Below are 18,900 nucleotides of genomic sequence, written 5' to 3' on the forward strand. Positions count from 1 at the left end.
TTTCTCAAAAGCCGCCGCTCCATCGGCGGCTTTCTTGTTTTGGGCCCCGAAGGCAATTCGGCGACGCCAGGAGGAAGCCCATTAAATAGGCACACTAAAAACTGCTTGATTTTGAGGCGCCATTCGCGCATTCAATGGCCGCACGACGGGCACACCAGAAGCCTCAGAGCCACAGGGTAGCGCAACGACAGCATGGCACTTTCCCCGATACCGACACCGGCGCTATCTGAAGTCACGCGCATCCCGGATCTCAGTGAACGGCGGTAGACCTGTGGCCAACCGTTCTTCCAAGCCCAGCGACCTCAACGTCCTCGTCATCGACGAGAATAGCATCCGCGCGTCGATCATCGAGGTCGGCCTGCGCGAGGCGGGCTATGACAATGTCACCATCATCGACGACATGAATGGCCTTGCCAGGCGCATCATGGAGATCAATCCCGATGTCATCGTCATCGACATCGAGAACCCGAACCGCGACATGCTGGAAAGCATCTTCCAGATTTCGCGCGCGGTAAAACGCCCCATTGCGATGTTCGTCGACAAGTCGGACGAAGCCTCCATCGAGGCGGCGGTCGAGGCTGGTGTTTCCGCCTATATCGTCGATGGCCTCAAGCAGGAACGGGTGCGCCCGATCCTGAAGATGGCGATCAGCCGCTTCAATGCCTTCTCGCGCCTGAACCGCGAGCTGGAGGAGACGCGCGGCGAACTGGAAAACCGCAAGCTGATCGACCGGGCGAAGGGATTGCTGATGCGATCCCGCGGCCTGACGGAGGACGAAGCCTATGCGCTCATGCGGCGAACGGCCATGAACCAGAACAGGAAGATCGTCGAGATCGCCCAAAGCCTGATTACCGCTGCAAGCCTTCTGGATCCGGGAACCGAAGCATGACGAGCACACATCAGATCACCGCCGGCTTTCTGCCGCTTCTCGACAGCGCCATACTGGTCGCCGCCAAGGAAAAGGGCTTTGCAGAGGCAGAGGAAATCGAGCTGACGCTCGTGCGTGAACGCTCTTGGGCGACGATTCGCGACCGACTTGCGGTCAGCCATTTCGACGTGGCGCATATTCTAGCCCCCATGCCGATCGCCTGCAATCTGGGACTGACCGCACCGGCCCCGCGCATGATCGTACCGATGGCCCTTGGACTTGGCGGCAATGCCGTGACTGTCTCTGCCGGTCTATGGAGCGAGATGGCCGAATGCGGCGCCTCGCCCGATCTCGATGCGCGCTCCAGCGGCCTTGCCTTGAAGCAGGTCATCGGTCGCCGCAAAGGGGACCGGCTCCGCTTCGGCGTCGTCCACCCCTACTCGGGCCATAACTACGAACTACGCTACTGGCTGTCTGCGAGCGGCATCGATCCCGATCGGCAAGTGGAGATCGGCATTTTGCCTCCCCCTGACATGGCGGATGCCCTGACGGCCGGCCTCATCGACGGCTATTGCGCAGGCGAACCGTGGAATACACTTGGCGTGCTCAACAGTGGCGCGCATCTGGCGACGGCCAAGGCGGCCATCTGGAAATCGAGCCCGGAAAAGGTGCTCGGCGTCAACAGCCGTTGGGCCGATGGCCATCCCAAGGCCTTGGCTGCCCTTCTGCAAGCGCTCTACAAGGCCTCCCTCTGGTGCGCGGACGCCGCCAACCACCTGGAGCTTGCCGATCTGCTGGCCAGGCCCGCCTATGTGAACCGGCCTGCAGAAGACCTGCTGCCCGCATTGACCGGCCTTCTGCATACCGGCGGGGGCGAGATCCGGAACGTAAAGGACTTCTTCGTCCCCAATGCCAAGGCCGCGACATTCCCATGGAAAAGCCACGCCCTGTGGTTCTACACACAGATGGTTCGCTGGGGGCACATCGAACATACGGCGCAGCATCAGCAGATCGCCAATGACACCTACAGGCCGGATATCTACCGAAACGCGCTGCGGACGTTGAACGTCGCCATGCCGGCCGCAAGCTCCAAGGTGGAAGGCGCGCTTCGCACCGAAACGCCCGTCGGATCCAGCGGCGCGCTGACGCTCGGGCCGGATGGCTTCTTCGACGGCAACCTGTTCGATCCCGATGACGTGGATGGCTACATTGCGGCTCAGAGCCGATCCTAACCGCGCGCTTATTTTATGCGCATTGCACAATTTTTAGATCCGCTGCTGCATATGCCCTGATGCAGAGATGCCCTCCCGATTTGCGGTGTCGATCTTAATCTTTAAAAAACAAACACTTGAATAAACTGGCACGGCTCTTGCTTAGCTATAGGCGGGCCACGAGGCCACGAATTCGGCGTCCAACGACGGGCGCTCACAGCAAAGCCGCTGATCAGGATATTTCGCGCACCTCAGGTGCCTGCGCCCTGACCAGCGGCTTTTTGTTTTTAACCCCTAGCGATGGATCGGCACGACCTTGTCGGGCCCCGGAGAAGCCATGTCTGTTATCAAGAGTACGCAGTCCATGTCCGCCGGCGAACCAGCCAAGGCATTGTGGATGTCCACGATTGCCTTCACCCTCTGTTTTGCCGTCTGGACGATCTTCGCGATCATTGGCATCCGCATCAAACAGGACCTTGGCCTGAACGAGGCCGAGTTCGGATTGCTGGTCGGCACGCCAGTCCTGACCGGTTCGCTGGTCCGCATCGTGCTTGGCATCTGGACCGGCCGTTATGGTGGCCGCCTCGTCTACACGCTCACCATGCTGGCCGCCGCCGTGGCGACCTTCCTCCTCTCCTATGCCCACACCTATACGCAGATGCTGATTGCCGGCCTCGGCGTCGGGCTTGCCGGCGGTTCCTTCGCGGTCGGCGTCGCCTACGTTTCGCCATTCTTTCCGGCGGAAAGGCAGGGAACAGCGCTTGGCATCTTCGGCGCCGGCAATGTCGGCGCTGCTGTGACCAAGTTCGCCGCCCCGTTCATCCTGATTGCATGGGGTTGGCAGGCCGTTGCCCAGATCTGGGCCATCGGCCTGGCGCTGATGGCGATCGTCTTCTGGTTCACCACGACGGATGATCCGTCCTTCCGCCTCCGCCGCGAGCGCGGCGTCGCCTCCAAGAGCCTCCTGCAGGAGTTCGCACCGCTGAAGAATGCCCAAGTCTGGCGCTTCTCGCTTTATTACTTCTTCGCCTTCGGCGGCTTCGTTGCGCTGTCGCTGTGGCTGCCCCGCTATCTGGTTGGTGTCTACGGCTTCAATCTGGGCGTCGCCGGCATTGTCGCAGCCGCCTATTCCATTCCGGGCAGCATTTTCCGCGCCTTCGGCGGCGTCCTCTCCGACAAGAAGGGCGCTCGCAGTGTCATGTACGTCATGTTTGCCGTGTCTGCTGTGGCAACCTTGATCCTTTCGCTCCCGGCCGCCGGCACCGGCTCCGCACTCGGGATCACGCCTGGTGTTTTCATCGTCGTCATCTTTGCCCTCGGCTTCGTCATGAGCCTTGGCAAGGCTGCCGTCTACAAGCACATCCCCGCCTACTACCCCGAAAGCGTCGGCGCGGTCGGCGGCATCGTCGGCATGATGGGCGGCCTTGGCGGCTTCATCCTGCCGATCGCTTTTGGCCTCCTGAAGGACATGACCGGCCTTTGGTCGAGCTGTTTCATGCTGCTCTTCGCGATCGTCGTCATCTCGCTGGTCTGGATGCACCTGTCGGTCAGGCAGCTCGACCGCCGAGGCCTCTCCGCACAAGCCGTCGCTGCCACCTGATTTTGAGGACCTGAAAACTATGACTGAGAGGCTTGTCATCATCGGCAACGGCATGGCGCCCGGGCGCATGCTCGAGCACCTCTTCGAAAAGGCACCGGGCCAATATCAGGTCACGATCTTCAACGCCGAGCCGCGCGTCAACTACGACCGCATCATGCTTTCGCCGGTTCTGTCCGGCGAGAAGGAGTATGAAGAGATCATCATCCACGGCGATGGATGGTACATCAAGCACGGCATTACGCTCTACAAAGGCCACAAGATCGTTGCGATCGACCGTGCCGCCAAGACGGTCACCTCCGATCACGGCGTCGTTGAAAGCTACGATAAGCTGGTGATTGCCACCGGCTCGGTGCCCTTCATCATCCCTGTGCCCGGCAAGGATCTGCCCGGCGTCATTACCTACCGCGACCTCGACGACGTGCAGGCGATGCTGCTTGCCGCCCAGTCGCGCGAGAAAGCGATCGTCATCGGCGGCGGCCTGCTCGGCCTCGAAGCGGCGGCCGGCCTTGCGTCGCGCGGCATGGACGTCACCGTCCTGCACGTCATGCCGACACTGATGGAGCGCCAGCTCGATCCGGCGGCCGGTTATCTCCTACAGAAGGCCGTTGAAGAACGCGGCATCAAGGTCATCACCAAGGCCAATACCAAGGCGATCGTCGGCAACGGCAAAGTCGAGGGCATCGAGCTCGACGACGGCCGCATCATTCCGGCAACCCTGGTCGTCATGGCGGTCGGTATCCGCCCGAGTGTCGGGCTCGCAAAGGATGCCGGCATTGCCGTCAACCGCGGGATCGTCGTCGATGATGGCATGCAGACCTCGGACGGCAGCATCATGGCGCTTGGCGAGTGCGCGGAAGTTGGCGGTATGGTCTACGGCCTTGTCGCACCGCTCTACGAGATGGCCCGCGTCGCCGCCTCGCATCTGTCGGGCGACCGCTCCGCCGCCTTCGTGCATTCAGACACCCCGACCAAGCTCAAGGTCACCGGCATCGAACTCTTCTCGCTCGGCGACTTTGCCGATGGCGACGACCGCGAGGAGATCGTGCTGCGCGACGCCTCCGCCGGCGTCTACAAGCGCCTCGTGCTGAAGGACAACAGGATCATCGGCACCGTGCTCTACGGCGAAACCGCCGATGGCGCCTGGTTCAACGATCTGAAAAAGAAACAGACCGATATCAAGGAGATGCGTGAAACGCTGATCTTCGGTCAGGCCTATCAGGGAGGGTCGCCGCTGGACCCTATGGCGGCCGTTGCAGCCTTGCCGGATGACGCGGAAATCTGTGGCTGCAACGGCGTCTGCAAAGGCAAGATCACCTCGACGATCACAGCTAAGGGCCTGACGTCGCTGGACGACGTGCGTGCCCACACCAAGGCGTCCGCGTCCTGCGGCTCCTGTACCGGCCTCGTAGAAAAGCTGATGACGCTGACCCTCGGCGACAGCTACAACCCGGCCGCCGTCCAGCCGATGTGCACCTGCACCGAACTCGGCCACGACGACGTCCGCCGCCTGATCAAGGCCAAGGGCCTCAAGAGCATTCCTGCCGTCATGCAGGAACTCGAATGGAAGACCTCGTGCGGCTGCGCCAAGTGTCGTCCGGCTCTCAACTACTACCTCGTCTGCGACTGGCCGGACGAGTATGCCGACGACTACCAGTCGCGCTTCATCAATGAGCGTGTCCACGCCAATATCCAGAAGGACGGTACCTATTCCGTCGTTCCACGCATGTGGGGCGGCGTCACGAACTCCAACGAACTGCGCGCCATCGCCGATGTCGTCGACAAGTTCGAAATCCCGATGGTGAAGGTGACAGGCGGCCAGCGCATCGACCTGCTCGGCATCGAGAAGGAAGACCTGCCGGCCGTGTGGGCCGATCTCGGCAAAGCCGGCTTCGTCTCCGGACAGGCTTACGCCAAGGGGTTGCGCACGGTGAAGACCTGCGTCGGCTCCGACTGGTGCCGCTTCGGCACGCAGGATTCCACCGGCCTCGGCATCCGCATCGAGAAGTTCATGTGGGGGTCTTGGACGCCGGCCAAGCTGAAGATGGCGGTCTCGGGTTGCCCGCGCAATTGCGCCGAAGCGACCTGCAAGGACATCGGCGTGATCTGCGTCGACAGCGGTTTCGAGATCCATTTCGCCGGTGCTGCCGGTCTCGACATCAAGGGCACCGAGGTTCTCGGCCTCGTGAAGACCGAGGACGAAGCGCTGGAGCATATCGTGGCGCTGACGCAGATGTACCGCGAGCAGGCCCGCTATCTCGAGCGCATCTACAAATGGGCGAAGCGTGTCGGCCTGGACGAAATCCGCCGCCAGATCATGGGCGATGCCGAAAAGCGCCAAGCCTATTACGACCGCTTCGTCTTCTCGCAAAAATTCGCCCAGGTCGACCCCTGGTCGGAGCGCGTCTCCGGCAAGGACAAGCATGAGTTCAAGCCGATGGCGACGATCGGCTACCCGCAGGCCGCTGAGTAAGGAGATGGACATGAATTGGATTGCAATCGGCGACATCTCCGAAATTCCGCTGCGGGGGGCCCGCTGCGTGAAGACACCCCAGGGCAAGATCGCCGTCTTCCGCACGGCCGAAAACGAGATCTTCGCCATCGAGGACCACTGCCCGCATAAGGGCGGGCCGCTCTCCCAGGGCATCGTCCATGCCAAGGCCGTCACCTGCCCGCTGCATAACTGGGTGATCTCGCTCGAAACCGGCAAGGCGCTGGGCGCCGATGAGGGCGAAGTGCGGACCATCCCGGTGCGCAACGAAAACGGCGCCCTCTTCATCGCGCTCGAAAGCCTGATGATGGCGGCCGAATGATGGAAAAAGAGGTCAAGACAACCTGTCCCTATTGCGGTGTCGGCTGCGGCGTCATCGCCAAGGTCGCAGACGACGGCAAGGTTTCCGTCAAGGGCGACCCAGACCACCCCTCCAATTTCGGGCGGCTGTGCTCGAAGGGCTCGGCGCTCGGCGAAACCGTCGATCTCGACGGGCGCGCTCTCCATCCGGAGATTTCGGGGGAGCGGGCGGAATGGGGACAGGCGCTTGACCTCGTCGCGCAACGATTTTCGGATGCTATCGCGATGCACGGACCCGATTGCGTTGCCTTCTACGTCTCCGGCCAGCTGCTGACCGAAGATTATTACGTCGCCAACAAGCTGATGAAAGGCTTCATCGGCTCGGCCAACATCGACACCAATTCGCGGCTCTGCATGTCATCCTCCGTCGCCGGCCACCGCCGCGCCTTCGGCTCGGATACCGTGCCGGGAACCTATGAGGATCTGGAGCTCGCCGATCTGGTGATCCTCACCGGCTCGAACCTCGCCTGGTGCCACCCGGTCATCTATCAGCGACTGGCCGCCGCCAAAGCAGCACGCCCCGGCATGAAAGTCGTCGTCATCGATCCACGGCGCACGATGACCGCCGATATCGCCGATCTGCACCTCGCCATCCGCCCGGACAGCGACGTCGCTCTTTTTGTCGGCCTTTTCGAGCATCTGATCGCAAGCAACGCCATCGACCAGAACTACGTTGCCGAACATACCAACGGCTTTGCCGAGGCTTTTACGGCTGCGTCGGGCGTCGCTTTCAACGAGGTGCTGGAACTGACCGGCCTGCCAGCCATGCAGCTTCGCGAATTCTACCGCCTCTTTGCCACGACTGAGAAGGTCGTCACCTGCTACAGCCAGGGCGTCAACCAGTCCTCGTCGGGCACCGACAAGGTCAACGCCATCCTCAACTGTCATCTCGCCACCGGCCGGATCGGCCGGCCCGGCATGGGACCCTTCTCGCTCACCGGCCAGCCGAACGCCATGGGCGGGCGCGAGGTCGGCGGGCTTGCCAACATGCTGGCCGCCCACATGGCAATCGAAAGCGCCAAGGATCGCGACCGCGTCCAGCGCTTCTGGGGTGCGCCGACGATTGCCGAAAAGCCGGGCCTGAAGGCGGTCGATATGTTCAGGGCCGTTGCAGACGGACGGATCAAGGCGCTCTGGATCATGGCGACCAACCCGGTCGTTTCCATGCCGGATGCCGACGCCGTCGAGGCCGCCATCAAGGCCTGTCCCTTCGTCGTCGTCTCCGACGTCCTGAAGGACACCGATACCGCGCGTCACGCGCACGTCCTTCTGCCCTCGCTCGGCTGGGGCGAAAAGAGCGGTACGGTGACCAATTCCGAGCGTCGCATCTCCCGCCAGCGCTCCGTCCTCGATGCGCCCGGAGAAGCCCGGGCCGACTGGTGGCAGCTTGCCGAGGTGGCCAAACGGATGGGCTTTTCCCAAGCCTTCGACTTCGCCTCCAATGCCGAGATCTTCGACGAACACGCCGCCCTCTCCGCCTTCGAGAACAACAGCAATCGCGACTTCGATATCGGCGCATACGTCGGCATGAACCGTCAGTCTTATGACGAATTATCCCCTTTTCAGTGGCCGCAGCCGGCGGGCCGTGAAACTGATGTGACCCGCTTTTTCGCCAAGGGCGGCTTCTACCACGCCGACGGCAAGGCACGCTTCATCGCCGTCAAACCGGTCGCCTCGGATCGCACCAACGCCGACTATCCCTTCACGTTGAACACCGGCCGTATCCGCGACCAGTGGCATACGATGACGCGCACTGGTAAAAGTGCGCGGCTTTCATCCCATATCGCCGAGCCCTTCGCCGAGCTTCATCCACGTGACGCGATCGAAATCGGCGTCGGCAATGCCGATCTTGTCGAGATCGAAAGCCCACACGGCACGGCCGTGGTTCGCGCCCTGATCACGGAGCGCCAGGCCCGCGGCAGTATTTTCGTGCCGATGCACTGGAACGATCAGTTTGCCGCCAAGGCCCGCATCGACGTCGTCGTCGCGCCTTTGACCGACGCTCTCTCGGGCCAACCCGCCTCGAAAAATGTCGCAGTCGCTGCCCAACGCTTCAAAGCGGCGCGCTACGGCTTTGCGGTCTCCCAAGCCAAGCCGGACAATCTCGATGCCGCGTATTGGGCGTTGGCAAAGGCCGAAGGCGGGTGGCGGGTGGAGCTCGCCTTCGACCGGCCGATCGAGGACTGGTGCGCATGGTGCCGCACCACTTTCGCTATCCCTGACGACGTCGAACCACTCGGCTATGCCGACCAGCAGTCTGGCGATCTGAGGCTCGCCTTCTTCGACGGCAAGCGACTGCTTGCGGCCCTGTTCCTGGCGCGCGAACCGGTGGCCGTCGCCCGCAACTGGGCGATCTCCCAGCTCACCGCCGAACACACCAATCTGCGCAAGCGCTTCGCTCTCGTCGCCGGTCGCCCGGGTGCCGACAAGCCTGATCCGGGCGCCACCGTCTGCTCCTGCTTTGGCGTCGGCGTCAACCAGATCGTCGCTGCCGTTCGCGGCGGCTGCCACAGCGTCGAAGCCGTCGGCAAGGAACTCAATGCCGGAACCAACTGCGGCTCCTGCCGCGCCGAGATCAGGGGGATCATCGATGGATGTCTTGCAGCCGCCGCGGAGTGAAACACCCGCCCGCATGGAGCCGCTTGCCAAGCTGCCGGTGTTCTGGGCGCTCGAAGGCAAGCGCGTGATCGTCGCCGGCGGATCCGATGCCGCCGCCTGGAAGGCCGAGCTTCTCGCCGCATGCGGCGCGGAAGTCCATATCTATGCAGACGAGCTTTCCGACACCTTCGACAAACTGATCCTGCGAGGCGCCGAACACCCTCAGGGCGGTTTCATCCATCATTGCCACGGATGGAACGAAGCGATGTTCGCCGGCGCCGCCATCGCCATCGCCGACTGCGAGGAGGTGGATGAAGCCCAAGCCTTTTTCGACGCCGCCCGCATAGCCGGCGTGCCGGTCAATGTCATAGACAAGCCCGCCTTCTGCCAGTTCCAGTTCGGCTCGATTGTCAACCGCTCGCCGGTTGTTGTGTCAATCTCAACGGATGGCGCGGCACCGATCCTTGCCCAGGCGATTCGCCGGCGGATCGAGACATTGCTGCCGCGAGCGCTGAAGGGCTGGGCGGAACTGGCCCAGTTGCTGCGAGAGACGGTCAATGAGCGGCTCGCACCCGGCCCCTTGCGCCGCGCCTTCTGGGAGAAGTTTGTCGATCGCGCCTTTTCAAGTTCGGATACGCCGGAGGAGGGCGTCCGCGGGCTGCTTGTCGAGGAGGCCGAGCGGCTTCGGGAAGCGCCCGCCCACTCCAAAGGTCGTGTGACGCTGGTCGGCGCCGGCCCCGGTGATGCGGAACTTCTGACGTTGAAAGCCGTGCGCGCCCTGCAGGCGGCCGACGTGATCCTCTTCGACGATTTGGTTTCGACCGAGGTGTTGGAGCTCTCCCGACGTGAAGCCAAGCGCATGCTGGTGGGAAAACGCGGCGGCCGCACGAGCTGCCGCCAGGAAGACATCAACGACATGATGGTCAGGCTCGCCAAGGCAGGCAAACGTGTCGTGCGCCTGAAGTCCGGCGATCCGATGATCTTCGGCCGCGCCGGTGAGGAAATTGCCCATCTCGATCGCGAGAACATTCCGGTCGATGTCATTCCTGGCATCACGGCCGCGAGCGCCATGGCCTCCCGTCTCGGCATTTCGCTGACGCACCGCGACCACGCGCAATCGGTCCGCTTCATCACCGGCCATTCTCGGCATGGCGGGCTGCCGGCCAATGTCGATTGGGCCACCGTCGCCGATCCGCATACGACGACCGTCTTTTACATGGGCGGCAGGACGGCCCCGCTTATCGCCGATCGGTTGATCGAAGAAGGCCTGTCGCCTGAAACGCCGGCCATCATCATCAGCGACGTCAGCCGGTCGACACAGCGCGATTGGCACGGCACACTCTCAACCGTCGCCTCTGGGATCGAGGAAATCGGCTATGACAATCCTGTCTTGATCGCTGTCGGCAGCGCGCTTGCGGCACGCCAGAGCGGCACCGGCGAGGTCGGCCATCTCGATGGCTATTTCCGCTTGGCCGTCGGAGCGCGCTGATGCAACTCCAGACGATCGCTCCCGTCTTCCTGGTTCTCGCCATCGCCCTCAGCTGGCCGCGCTTCATCAGCATCTTCAGCCCCAGAACGGATGCCGTAACAACCGCCCCGCTCACCATGATCGCCAGCGCGGTCAATCTCTCCGCCCTCGGATTGGCCTTCGCCGGCAACGGGCCATGGCTCGGCATGCTGATCGCGGCGCTTGGCCCGCTTCTCGGTTGGACGATGCGGACGCCAGCGCCGCCGCTCGCCGTGTCGCTGTCCACGCTCAGCCTGGCCGCCTACCTGCAGTTCGGCCTGGCCACTGTCTTCTAGCTAGCATTTCACGCGGCGCTTCGCGTCGTCTGTTCCGGCAGCAGGTGAGCCATGGCGCTCAGCAGATCCGTCTGCGAGATGAGCCCGAGCACGTGGTCGCCGTCATCGACAATGACGACTGCGTGCGTGTGCCCGTCGGTCAGGTCAGGCAACAGGCTGATGGCAGGCGCATCCGGGGAAGCGGTCGCGGCCGTCGCGATGTGATCGGCAAGCCGCTCGGCCTGCATCAATTCCCGCAGCCCCACCGTGCCGACCAATCGCCCGCTGCTATCCTTTACGGGCACCGTACGGACATTGTGTTTCAGGAGCAGCGCGCGCGCCTCTTCCGCCGTGGCGTTCTCGCCCACCGCGATCACGTCGCGCGACATGATGTCGGCGCAGCTGACGGTGCCGTGCGAACGAACGGCAGCCTCGACCTCGACCTGCCTCAGCAAACGACTGAGGTCGCCGCGATCGATATCGAAGGTTTCCTCGAACTTCGCCAGCGCCGCGTCCACATCTTCCTCGCGGAAGCCGATCCGCACAGCGGACGGCCGATCGATCGTCTGATGCTTATTGACCGGCGCGGAAGCGGCCACATGCGGATAGTTTCGCCGTCCGAGCTTGTGAAAGAGAATGCCGAGCGCCACCAGGATGCAGGAATTCAGGGCTACCGGCACGAAGGGGAAGAGCAGGCCCCAGCTTGCAACAGCCGGACCACCCAGCACAGCGGTCAGCGCCGCAGCGCCGCCGGGCGGGTGCAGGCAGCGGGTGAACGACATAGCGCCGATCGCCAGCGAGACGCCGACGCCGATCGCGATGATCGGCTCATGGATGAAGTGTGCGGCGATGATGCCCATCATGGCGGATATCGTATTGCCACCAATGATCGACCACGGCTGAGCAAGCGGACTAGCCGGCACGGCGAAAAGCAGCACCGCCGAAGCGCCCATCGGCGCAACGATCAGCGGCAGGTGCGAGCCCTGCCCGAAGAAGTAACCGCAGACCATGCCAGTCAGCGCGATCGCGATCAGCGCACCAAGGCACGCAAGCATGCGCTCGCGCAGCGTGGCACCGGCGAGGATCGGCGAAAACAGGCGGAGACGGAGGCGCCGACCGGGATCGGTGTTGGGATTGCTGGAATTTGACATGACGAACCGGCAGTTTGTGAAACGAAGCGTCTTGATTGAGAGAAGGATGCAAGGTCAGCCGCTTGGAAGTGAGGGGCCGTCCCTGCCCCGCGAGGCAATAAGGACATCGTGAAAGGCTTCGAACGAATCCGATCGGTCGCCCTTTCGACGCACGAGAAACGTTTCCACCGCGCCGATCTCGCGGGTGACGATATCGAAGGGCCAGCGCAGCAGATCGAACACCGAGCGCGGCATGACACCAAAGGCATTGCCGGCGACAATGCTCGCGAGGATCGCATGATAAGAACCGAGCTCCAGCGTGCGCAGCGAGGCGGCGTCCTGTGCCCACTCCTCGGCCATGCGGCGATAGGTGCACCCTGGCTCCATCACTGCAAGTGTCCGAACACGCAGGTCCGCCGCGGCTTTGACGTCGGGGTGTTTCGGAGGAAGGACGAGAACGAGGTCCTCGACATAGATGCGCCGTGCATCGAAGCTGCCGAGGTCGAGATCGGCATAGCGCGTCTCGTCGAGCGAAGCCTGTGGCGGCCGGGCGACCAATGCGCAGTCCAGCTCTTCGGCCAGCACGCCCAGCATGAGCTCCCGTGTCGCCCCCATCGTCAGTTGCAGGGAGACGTCAGGCCATAGCGATCCAAACCGCCTGATGACGTCAGGAAGCCGACTTGCGGCGGTGCTTTCCATCGTTCCGACACGCAGGATGCCCGATGCCGCCAGGGGCCGCACAGCCTGCCTTGCTTCCTCTGCCAGGTCAGCAAGACGCGTTGCATAGGACAGGAAAATCGAGCCTTCGCGCGTCAGCGACATCTTCTTGCCGTCGCGACAGAACAGCGCCACTCCGAGATCCTCTTCGAGCTGCTGGACGCGCGTCGTGACATTCGACGGTACACGGCCTACCGCCGCCGCAGCCTTCGTGACGCTGCAATGCGATGCGACTGCCTTAAAAATTTCGATTGACGACAGATCCATATCTTCACTTGTGGAGAATACAATAGGCTCCATATTCTCGATATGGAAATGAAAATCAACGCCACGCTTGTGCCGAAACCGCACCTCACCGCGCGACTTTCCGCCACAGTCCGCAAAACAAAAAAGCCGCCGGATCGCTCCGGCGGCTCTTTCAAATTCTTCCTTGTCCGCCTCAGTTCGAGTCGAACTTCCGCACTTCCATGAAGTTGACCGCGCTGCCGCTGAAGCGGCCGGGATCGATGGAGGCCGTTTTGGTGAAGCCTTCGGCATAGACCGAAGTCGGCTGGGCACGAAGCGTCTGACTGACGAAGCGCGGCGCCTTGACCGGCTTGGTGACCATTTCCATGCGGGAGTTAGTAAGCGCCCACTGCGAGATGATCTTCTGCGTCAGCTTCGGCTCGGTGCGAATCGTCGCGCGGCTGGCGTCGGCTTCTGCGGCCTCATGCTTCGTCGGGCGTCCGCCCTTGGTCGGCAGGCCCTGCGACAGCCCATTCGAGTCGGTCGGATTCGGTGCATCGAAGCCATCGCCGAAGCTTGCGGACTTCGTGGTGGGAGCAAGAGCGGCAAGCTGCAACGGCGGCTTCTCGCTTGGAACCTTTTGCGGCGTTGCCGCGTTAATAGCCTGCTCGATGCTCGTGACCGGCGGCTGGTTGGACGCGACCTGACGGTCGCCATCACCATTCTGCTGGTCAAGGGCATCGGCAACGGCCGGAGAAAGCGTATCCTCCTGGTCTGCCACGTCGTCTTTTGCTTCAGCATCGGCATTCGCCGCTGCCAGAAGCTTTTCGGCAAGCGCCGGTCGTTCAGCCGGCGTCGGAACCGCTGCGAGATTCCCCGTCATCGCAGACGGATCGGCCGAAGCGACTTCCGCGTCGCCCGGAGCGCGGCGCGGTCCGAGCAGAGAAGGAACCGGTACGCTGTAGGCGCTGAGATCCGCGAACTGCTGCTGACCTTGCTCGGTCACTGTAGAAAGCGCTTGTTGCGCTGCGTTTCCGGATTGCGGAGCGACGAGGGCGCTGGCCATTTCGCTACCGCCTGGCTGATTGGCGAACGCCGGACGCACCTGCGGAACCGGCGCGTTTACGCTTGCGACTTCAGTAGCCTGCGCGGGCGCTTGCTCGCCGGGATCGGCGGCGTTTGGCATGTCAACCTTCGGCGGCGACGCCTTGGCGACCGCCACTGCTGCGCTGCTATCATCATCGGAGCTGTCTTCGGCCTCATCGGCGCCGCCCCCAAACAGGGCTGCAAACAGCGTCTTGTGCTTGGGCTGGTCACTCGATGACGAGCCCGTATAAGCGCCGGAGCTTGCCATCTGTACCTGCGACGAGCTCACGCGGCGCTTGTAATCGGCCACGGCCTGCTCGTAACCCGGCAGCGGACGACCATCCGAGGGGATGTGCATCGTGTTGCCGTTCGGGAAAAGCCGGACCAGTTCTTCGCGGCTCATGCGCGGCCAGGCGCGAACACCGCCGACATCCATGTGAACGAAGGGAGAGCCGGATTTCGGATAGAATCCAACGCCGCCGACCTGCATTTTCATGCCAATGCCGCGCAAAGTGGCGAGTTTGACGTCAGGAATGAAGAAATCCATCGCCTTGCCGAGCATATGCTGGCTCTTTTCGGCAACGCCGGAATTGCGTGAGCGGCCCTTCAGCATGGCGTTGGTGGCCGGCGAACGGAAGCCGCAGACAACGTTGATGTAGTCACGCGAGCCGCTCTGGCGGTAGACCTCCCAGATAAGGTCGAAAAGGCGGGGGTCCATTCTCGTCGGCTGGTTCTTGCGCCAGTCGCGAAGGAATCGGTTCAGCTGCTGGAGACCCTTCGGATCGTACCGGCCGTTGCGCTTGTAGGTGATAACGGCCTTTTCGCCGGTGTGAATGAAATAGAGCTTGAGACTGCGTGTTTCGCCGGCCGCCTCGGAAGGCGAGCTGACCAGAACCGGCGACGAAACAACGAGTGCGAGAAGGGCGGCTATCGCCGTCCTAAACACCTTTCCGCAAAGGTCCGTGTACCTAGTGCGCCCGTTCAAGCGCGAAGGCCTCGTATTCCCATTCAGATCCGGCAAACTCAATCCCCGTCAGACAGCCGATGGTCCCTCTTTGACACCGTTGGCTGTTAAATGCGGTCACACGATGGCAAAAATGCCACACGTGATCAACCTTTTCCTTACATAATGAACAGGCCGCTAACAAGTGGTTTATGATTGGTAACAAAAGATGATTGCCGGAGTGTTAATTTAGGCGATTTATGCGGCGTCTTTCTGCGGATTGTCCGGATCTATGCCATAATCCTTGAGTTTTCGATACAATGTGGATCGTCCGATGCCCAGTTTTCGGGCCACTTGACTCATCTGCCCCCGATAGAATTTAAGGGCGAATCGGATCAGTTCCTCCTCCACATCCGCAAGCTTTCGTACGTCTCCAGCAGGATTTGTGCTCGCAATCGCGTTATCAGGCGCCTCCGTGATTCGTGCGACCGCCTCTTCGACGCTGGCCTGGTGAGCCGGGTAATCGGCGGTTGAGAGGTTGTTTTGTCGGTCGAGACGCGTGTTGTCGGCGACCAGCGCCAGGTGATCGACGACCTCGTATTCTGGCAGCTGCGCCGCGATCTGCGGGAAGTCTGCTTCGGTCAGTTCGCCCCCCTCGGCCAGCACTACCGCGCGGAAGATCGCATTCTCGAGCTGGCGGATGTTGCCCGGCCAGTCGTAGGCGGTAAGCAGGGCCAGCGCGCTGGAGCTCACCGACATTCGTTGGCCGCCCTTCTGCTCGCTGGAGAAGCGCTCGGCGAAGACCCGCACCAGGTGCGGAATGTCCTCCTTGCGCTTGCGCAGCGCCGGGATGGTGATCGGAAAGACGTTCAGGCGATAATAGAGGTCCTCGCGGAAGTGGCCGTTCTTGACCTCTTCGATCAAGTCCTTGTTGGTCGCCGAAATCAGGCGGACATTGACCTTGTGCGCCGTGCGCGCACCAACGGTTTCGATTTCACCTTGTTGCACCGCGCGCAGCAGCTTGACCTGGACCTCGAGTGGCAGATCGCCGATTTCGTCGAGGAAGATGGTACCGCCATCGGCTTCCATGAACTTGCCGATGTGGCGCTCGGTTGCCCCTGTGAACGCGCCCTTCTCGTGACCGAAGAGGATGCTTTCGACCAGATTGTGCGGAATGGCGCCGCAATTGACCGTGACAAATGGCTTGCCGGACCGGTCGCTGCCGGACTGGATGGCGCGGGCCACCAATTCCTTGCCGACGCCGGACTCGCCTTCGAGCACGACGGGAATATTCGACTGCGCGGCGCGTTGTGCCAGATCGATGACGCGGATCATCGCCGGGCTTGCCGAGACGATGTCGTCAAAGCCGACCGAGCCGGAACGCGACCGGCGACCGGCGCGCGCCTTGACCTCGCGCTGGTCGAGCTTCAGGGCGTTCCAGATCGAGTTGGCGATCCGCTCGGGAGAAACCGGCTTGACGACGAAATCAAAGGCGCCGGCACGCATCGCCTGCACCACAGTCTCGATACCGCCTTGCCCCGTCTGGACAATCACCGGAACATGAGTGCCGAATTCGTGCAGTGCCTCGAGGAATTCGAGGCCCGTCATCTCGGGCATCATCAGGTCGAGAACGATAATGTTGTAAAGGCCGCTGCCTCTCTTGACCATCTCCAGGCCGATCCGGCCGTTTTCCGCCTGATGGACGACGTGGCCGTGACGCTCGATCGCGTTCTTGAGCAGCCGACGCTGGATCGGGTCGTCCTCGACGACAAGAATCTGCGCTGCACCCTTGAGCTCATTGTAACCGGTCATTGCTGCCTCACTTCATGCGAAACCTGAGAAGCACTCTGGCAGAAAGGCTTGAACATCCAGTTTTGAGAAACAATTGCATTTTAACGTTTGCGGCGGGGCCAAATCCGACCCGAAACGGAGCTTATCGGCAGCCGAAAGCCCCTTGATGCCAAGCCTTTAGGCGCCTAGACAGTCAAGCCTGTCGCAAAAGAGGAAGAGGACCCCGATGATGAAAAACACGCTCTCCGGCACGGCCATTAATTTTTCGGCAAGTTCTGCTGCCTCCGCGACGGATGCCGCGCTCGGCGACCTGCCGACCTGGAAATTGCAGGACCTCTACCCTTCCGCGACGTCCACGGCCTTCACCGGCGACATGGAGAAGGCCGGCAAGCAGGCGATCGCCTTCGAAGCGAAGTGGAAGGGCAAGCTTGCCCACGCCGCGACCAAGACGGGCACCGAGGGCATCGGCCAGGCGCTGAAGGAGTACGAGGCGCTGGACGACATCATCGGCCGCCTCGGCTCCTTTACCGGCCTCACCTATTTCTCCGACACATCAAACCCGGTAAACGGCAAGCTCTATGGCGACGCCCAGGCGAAGATCACCGAGTTCTCCAGCCATCTCTTGTTTTTTTCGCTCGAACTCAATCGCATCGACGACGCCGTCATCGATGCCTGCATGGCTGATGACCCGGATGCCGGCCACTATCGCCCGTGGCTCGTCGATCTGCGCAAGGACAAGCCATACCAGCTCGAGGACAAGCTGGAGCAGCTCTTCCTGGAAAAGTCGATGACCTCGGCCGCGGCCTTCAATCGCCTGTTCGACGAGACGATGACGGAACTGCGCTTCGACGTCGATGGCGAAAAGCTGCCGCTGGAAGTCACCCTGAACATGTTGCAGGAAAAGGACCCCGAAGTCCGCCGCAAGGGCGCGATGGCGCTCGCGCAGACGTTCAAGGAGAACCTGCGTACCTTTACCCTCATCACCAACACGCTCGCCAAGGACAAGGACATCTCCGACCGCTGGCGCGGCTTCGATGACATCGCCGATAGCAGGCATCTTGCGAACCGCGTCGAGCGCGAAGTGGTCGATGCGTTGGCCGCCGCGGTCAAGGAAGCCTATCCGCGCCTCGCGCACCGCTACTACAAAATGAAGGCAAAGTGGCTCGGCATGGACCAGATGAACTTCTGGGACCGCAACGCGCCACTGCCGGAAACCTCTAACGCCATCATCTCCTGGAATGAGGCGAAGGACACCGTCCTTTCCGCCTACGGCAACTTCGCGCCTGAGATGGCTGCGATCGCCAAGCGCTTCTTCGACGAACAGTGGATCGACGCGCCGGTTCGCCCCGGCAAGGCGCCGGGCGCCTTCGCACATCCGACGGTCCCGTCGGCGCATCCCTACGTGCTCGTCAACTATCTCGGCAAGCCGCGCGACGTGATGACACTCGCTCATGAGCTCGGTCATGGCGTCCACCAGGTTCTGGCTGGCGCCCAGGGCGCCCTGATGTGCCAGACGCCGCTCACTCTGGCGGAAACCGCCTCCGTCTTCGGTGAAATGCTGACCTTCCGCGCCCTCCTCGACACGACGAAGGACAAGCGTGAGCGCAAGGCCATGCTCGCACAGAAGGTCGAGGACATGATCAATACAGTCGTGCGCCAGATCGCCTTCTACGAATTCGAACGCAAGATTCACACCGCCCGCAAGGCCGGCGAACTGACGTCGGAGGACATCGGCGAACTCTGGCTTTCCGTGCAGTCGGAGAGCCTCGGGCCGGCGATCAAGATTTCAGAGGGCTATGAGACCTATTGGGCCTACATCCCGCACTTCATCCATTCGCCCTTCTACGTCTACGCCTACGCATTCGGCGACTGCCTGGTGAACTCGCTCTATGCCGTCTACCAGAAGGCCGACAAGGGCTTCCAGGAAAAGTATTTCGAGCTTCTGAAGGCCGGCGGGACCAAGCATCATTCGGAGCTCCTGAAACCGTTCGGCCTCGATGCCACCGATCCGTCGTTCTGGAGCAAGGGGCTGTCGATGATCGAAGGGCTGATCGACGAATTGGAAGCGCTTGATAAGAGCGCATAGGCTCTCGATCCAAAG

Annotated in this window: 12 protein-coding genes and 2 pseudogenes; 9 read left to right on the forward strand and 5 right to left on the reverse strand. The window is 62.1% G+C overall.

Going from position 1 to position 18,900, the window contains the following annotated elements:
- The first annotated feature begins 271 nt into the window (after positions 1–271).
- The 8 genes from K9B32_RS15305 to K9B32_RS15340 all read left to right on the forward strand — a co-directional run bounded on the left by K9B32_RS15305 (position 272) and on the right by K9B32_RS15340 (position 10,928).
- Positions 272–889 carry an ANTAR domain-containing response regulator gene (locus K9B32_RS15305; RefSeq protein WP_224563465.1) on the forward strand — a complete coding sequence of 206 codons (618 nt, stop codon included), beginning with the start codon at positions 272–274 and terminating at the stop codon, positions 887–889.
- Positions 886–2,100: a CmpA/NrtA family ABC transporter substrate-binding protein gene (locus tag K9B32_RS15310; protein WP_224563466.1), complete on the forward strand. Its 1,215-nt coding sequence runs from the start codon at positions 886–888 to the stop codon at positions 2,098–2,100. The genes K9B32_RS15305 and K9B32_RS15310 overlap by 4 nt, the downstream gene beginning before the upstream one ends.
- A gap of 316 nt (positions 2,101–2,416) precedes the next feature.
- Complete coding sequence (locus K9B32_RS15315) at positions 2,417–3,679, forward strand: MFS transporter (RefSeq protein ID WP_224563469.1); 1,263 nt, start codon at positions 2,417–2,419, stop codon at positions 3,677–3,679.
- Between the two features lie 19 nt (positions 3,680–3,698).
- Positions 3,699–6,149, forward strand: a complete 2,451-nt coding sequence (gene nirB / locus K9B32_RS15320) for a nitrite reductase large subunit NirB (protein ID WP_224563471.1) — start codon at positions 3,699–3,701, stop codon at positions 6,147–6,149.
- 4 nt (positions 6,150–6,153) lie between these two features.
- Entirely contained in the window at positions 6,154–6,489 is a 336-nt protein-coding gene (gene nirD / locus K9B32_RS15325) for a nitrite reductase small subunit NirD (RefSeq protein ID WP_085990691.1), read from the forward strand.
- Positions 6,489–9,146: a nitrate reductase gene (locus K9B32_RS15330; RefSeq protein WP_224563627.1), complete on the forward strand. Its 2,658-nt coding sequence runs from the start codon at positions 6,489–6,491 to the stop codon at positions 9,144–9,146. The genes nirD and K9B32_RS15330 overlap by 1 nt, the downstream gene beginning before the upstream one ends.
- Entirely contained in the window at positions 9,118–10,614 is a 1,497-nt protein-coding gene (gene cysG / locus K9B32_RS15335) for a siroheme synthase CysG (protein WP_224563473.1), read from the forward strand. The genes K9B32_RS15330 and cysG overlap by 29 nt, the downstream gene beginning before the upstream one ends.
- Entirely contained in the window at positions 10,614–10,928 is a 315-nt protein-coding gene (locus K9B32_RS15340) for a hypothetical protein (protein WP_224563475.1), read from the forward strand. The genes cysG and K9B32_RS15340 overlap by 1 nt, the downstream gene beginning before the upstream one ends.
- 8 nt (positions 10,929–10,936) lie before the next feature.
- On the opposite strand, the gene K9B32_RS15345 is transcribed toward K9B32_RS15340, so the two are convergent.
- The 5 genes and pseudogenes from K9B32_RS15345 to K9B32_RS15360 all read right to left on the reverse strand — a co-directional run.
- Positions 10,937–12,058 carry an HPP family protein gene (locus K9B32_RS15345; protein ID WP_224563479.1) on the reverse strand — a complete coding sequence of 374 codons (1,122 nt, stop codon included), beginning with the start codon at positions 12,056–12,058 and terminating at the stop codon, positions 10,937–10,939.
- 54 nt (positions 12,059–12,112) lie between these two features.
- Positions 12,113–13,021, reverse strand: a complete 909-nt coding sequence (locus K9B32_RS15350; RefSeq protein WP_224563482.1) for a LysR substrate-binding domain-containing protein — start codon at positions 13,019–13,021, stop codon at positions 12,113–12,115.
- 172 nt (positions 13,022–13,193) lie between these two features.
- On the reverse strand, positions 13,194–15,086 hold the full coding sequence (locus K9B32_RS15355) for a DUF882 domain-containing protein (protein WP_224563485.1): 1,893 nt from the start codon (positions 15,084–15,086) through the stop codon (positions 13,194–13,196).
- A gap of 180 nt (positions 15,087–15,266) precedes the next feature.
- Positions 15,267–15,491, reverse strand: a pseudogene (locus K9B32_RS29120) (helix-turn-helix domain-containing protein); the annotation flags it as partial.
- A 65-nt stretch (positions 15,492–15,556) separates the two neighbouring features.
- Positions 15,557–16,820: pseudogene (locus K9B32_RS15360) on the reverse strand (sigma-54-dependent transcriptional regulator); the annotation flags it as partial.
- A gap of 208 nt (positions 16,821–17,028) precedes the next feature.
- Between K9B32_RS15360 and K9B32_RS15365 the strand changes: the two are divergent.
- Positions 17,029–18,885: a M3 family oligoendopeptidase gene (locus tag K9B32_RS15365; protein WP_411969711.1), complete on the forward strand. Its 1,857-nt coding sequence runs from the start codon at positions 17,029–17,031 to the stop codon at positions 18,883–18,885.
- Positions 18,886–18,900: the final 15 nt, after the last annotated feature.

It is taken from the genome of Rhizobium sp. 3T7 (assembly GCF_020166565.1).
In the GTDB taxonomy this organism is placed as follows: Bacteria; Pseudomonadota; Alphaproteobacteria; order Rhizobiales; family Rhizobiaceae; genus Rhizobium.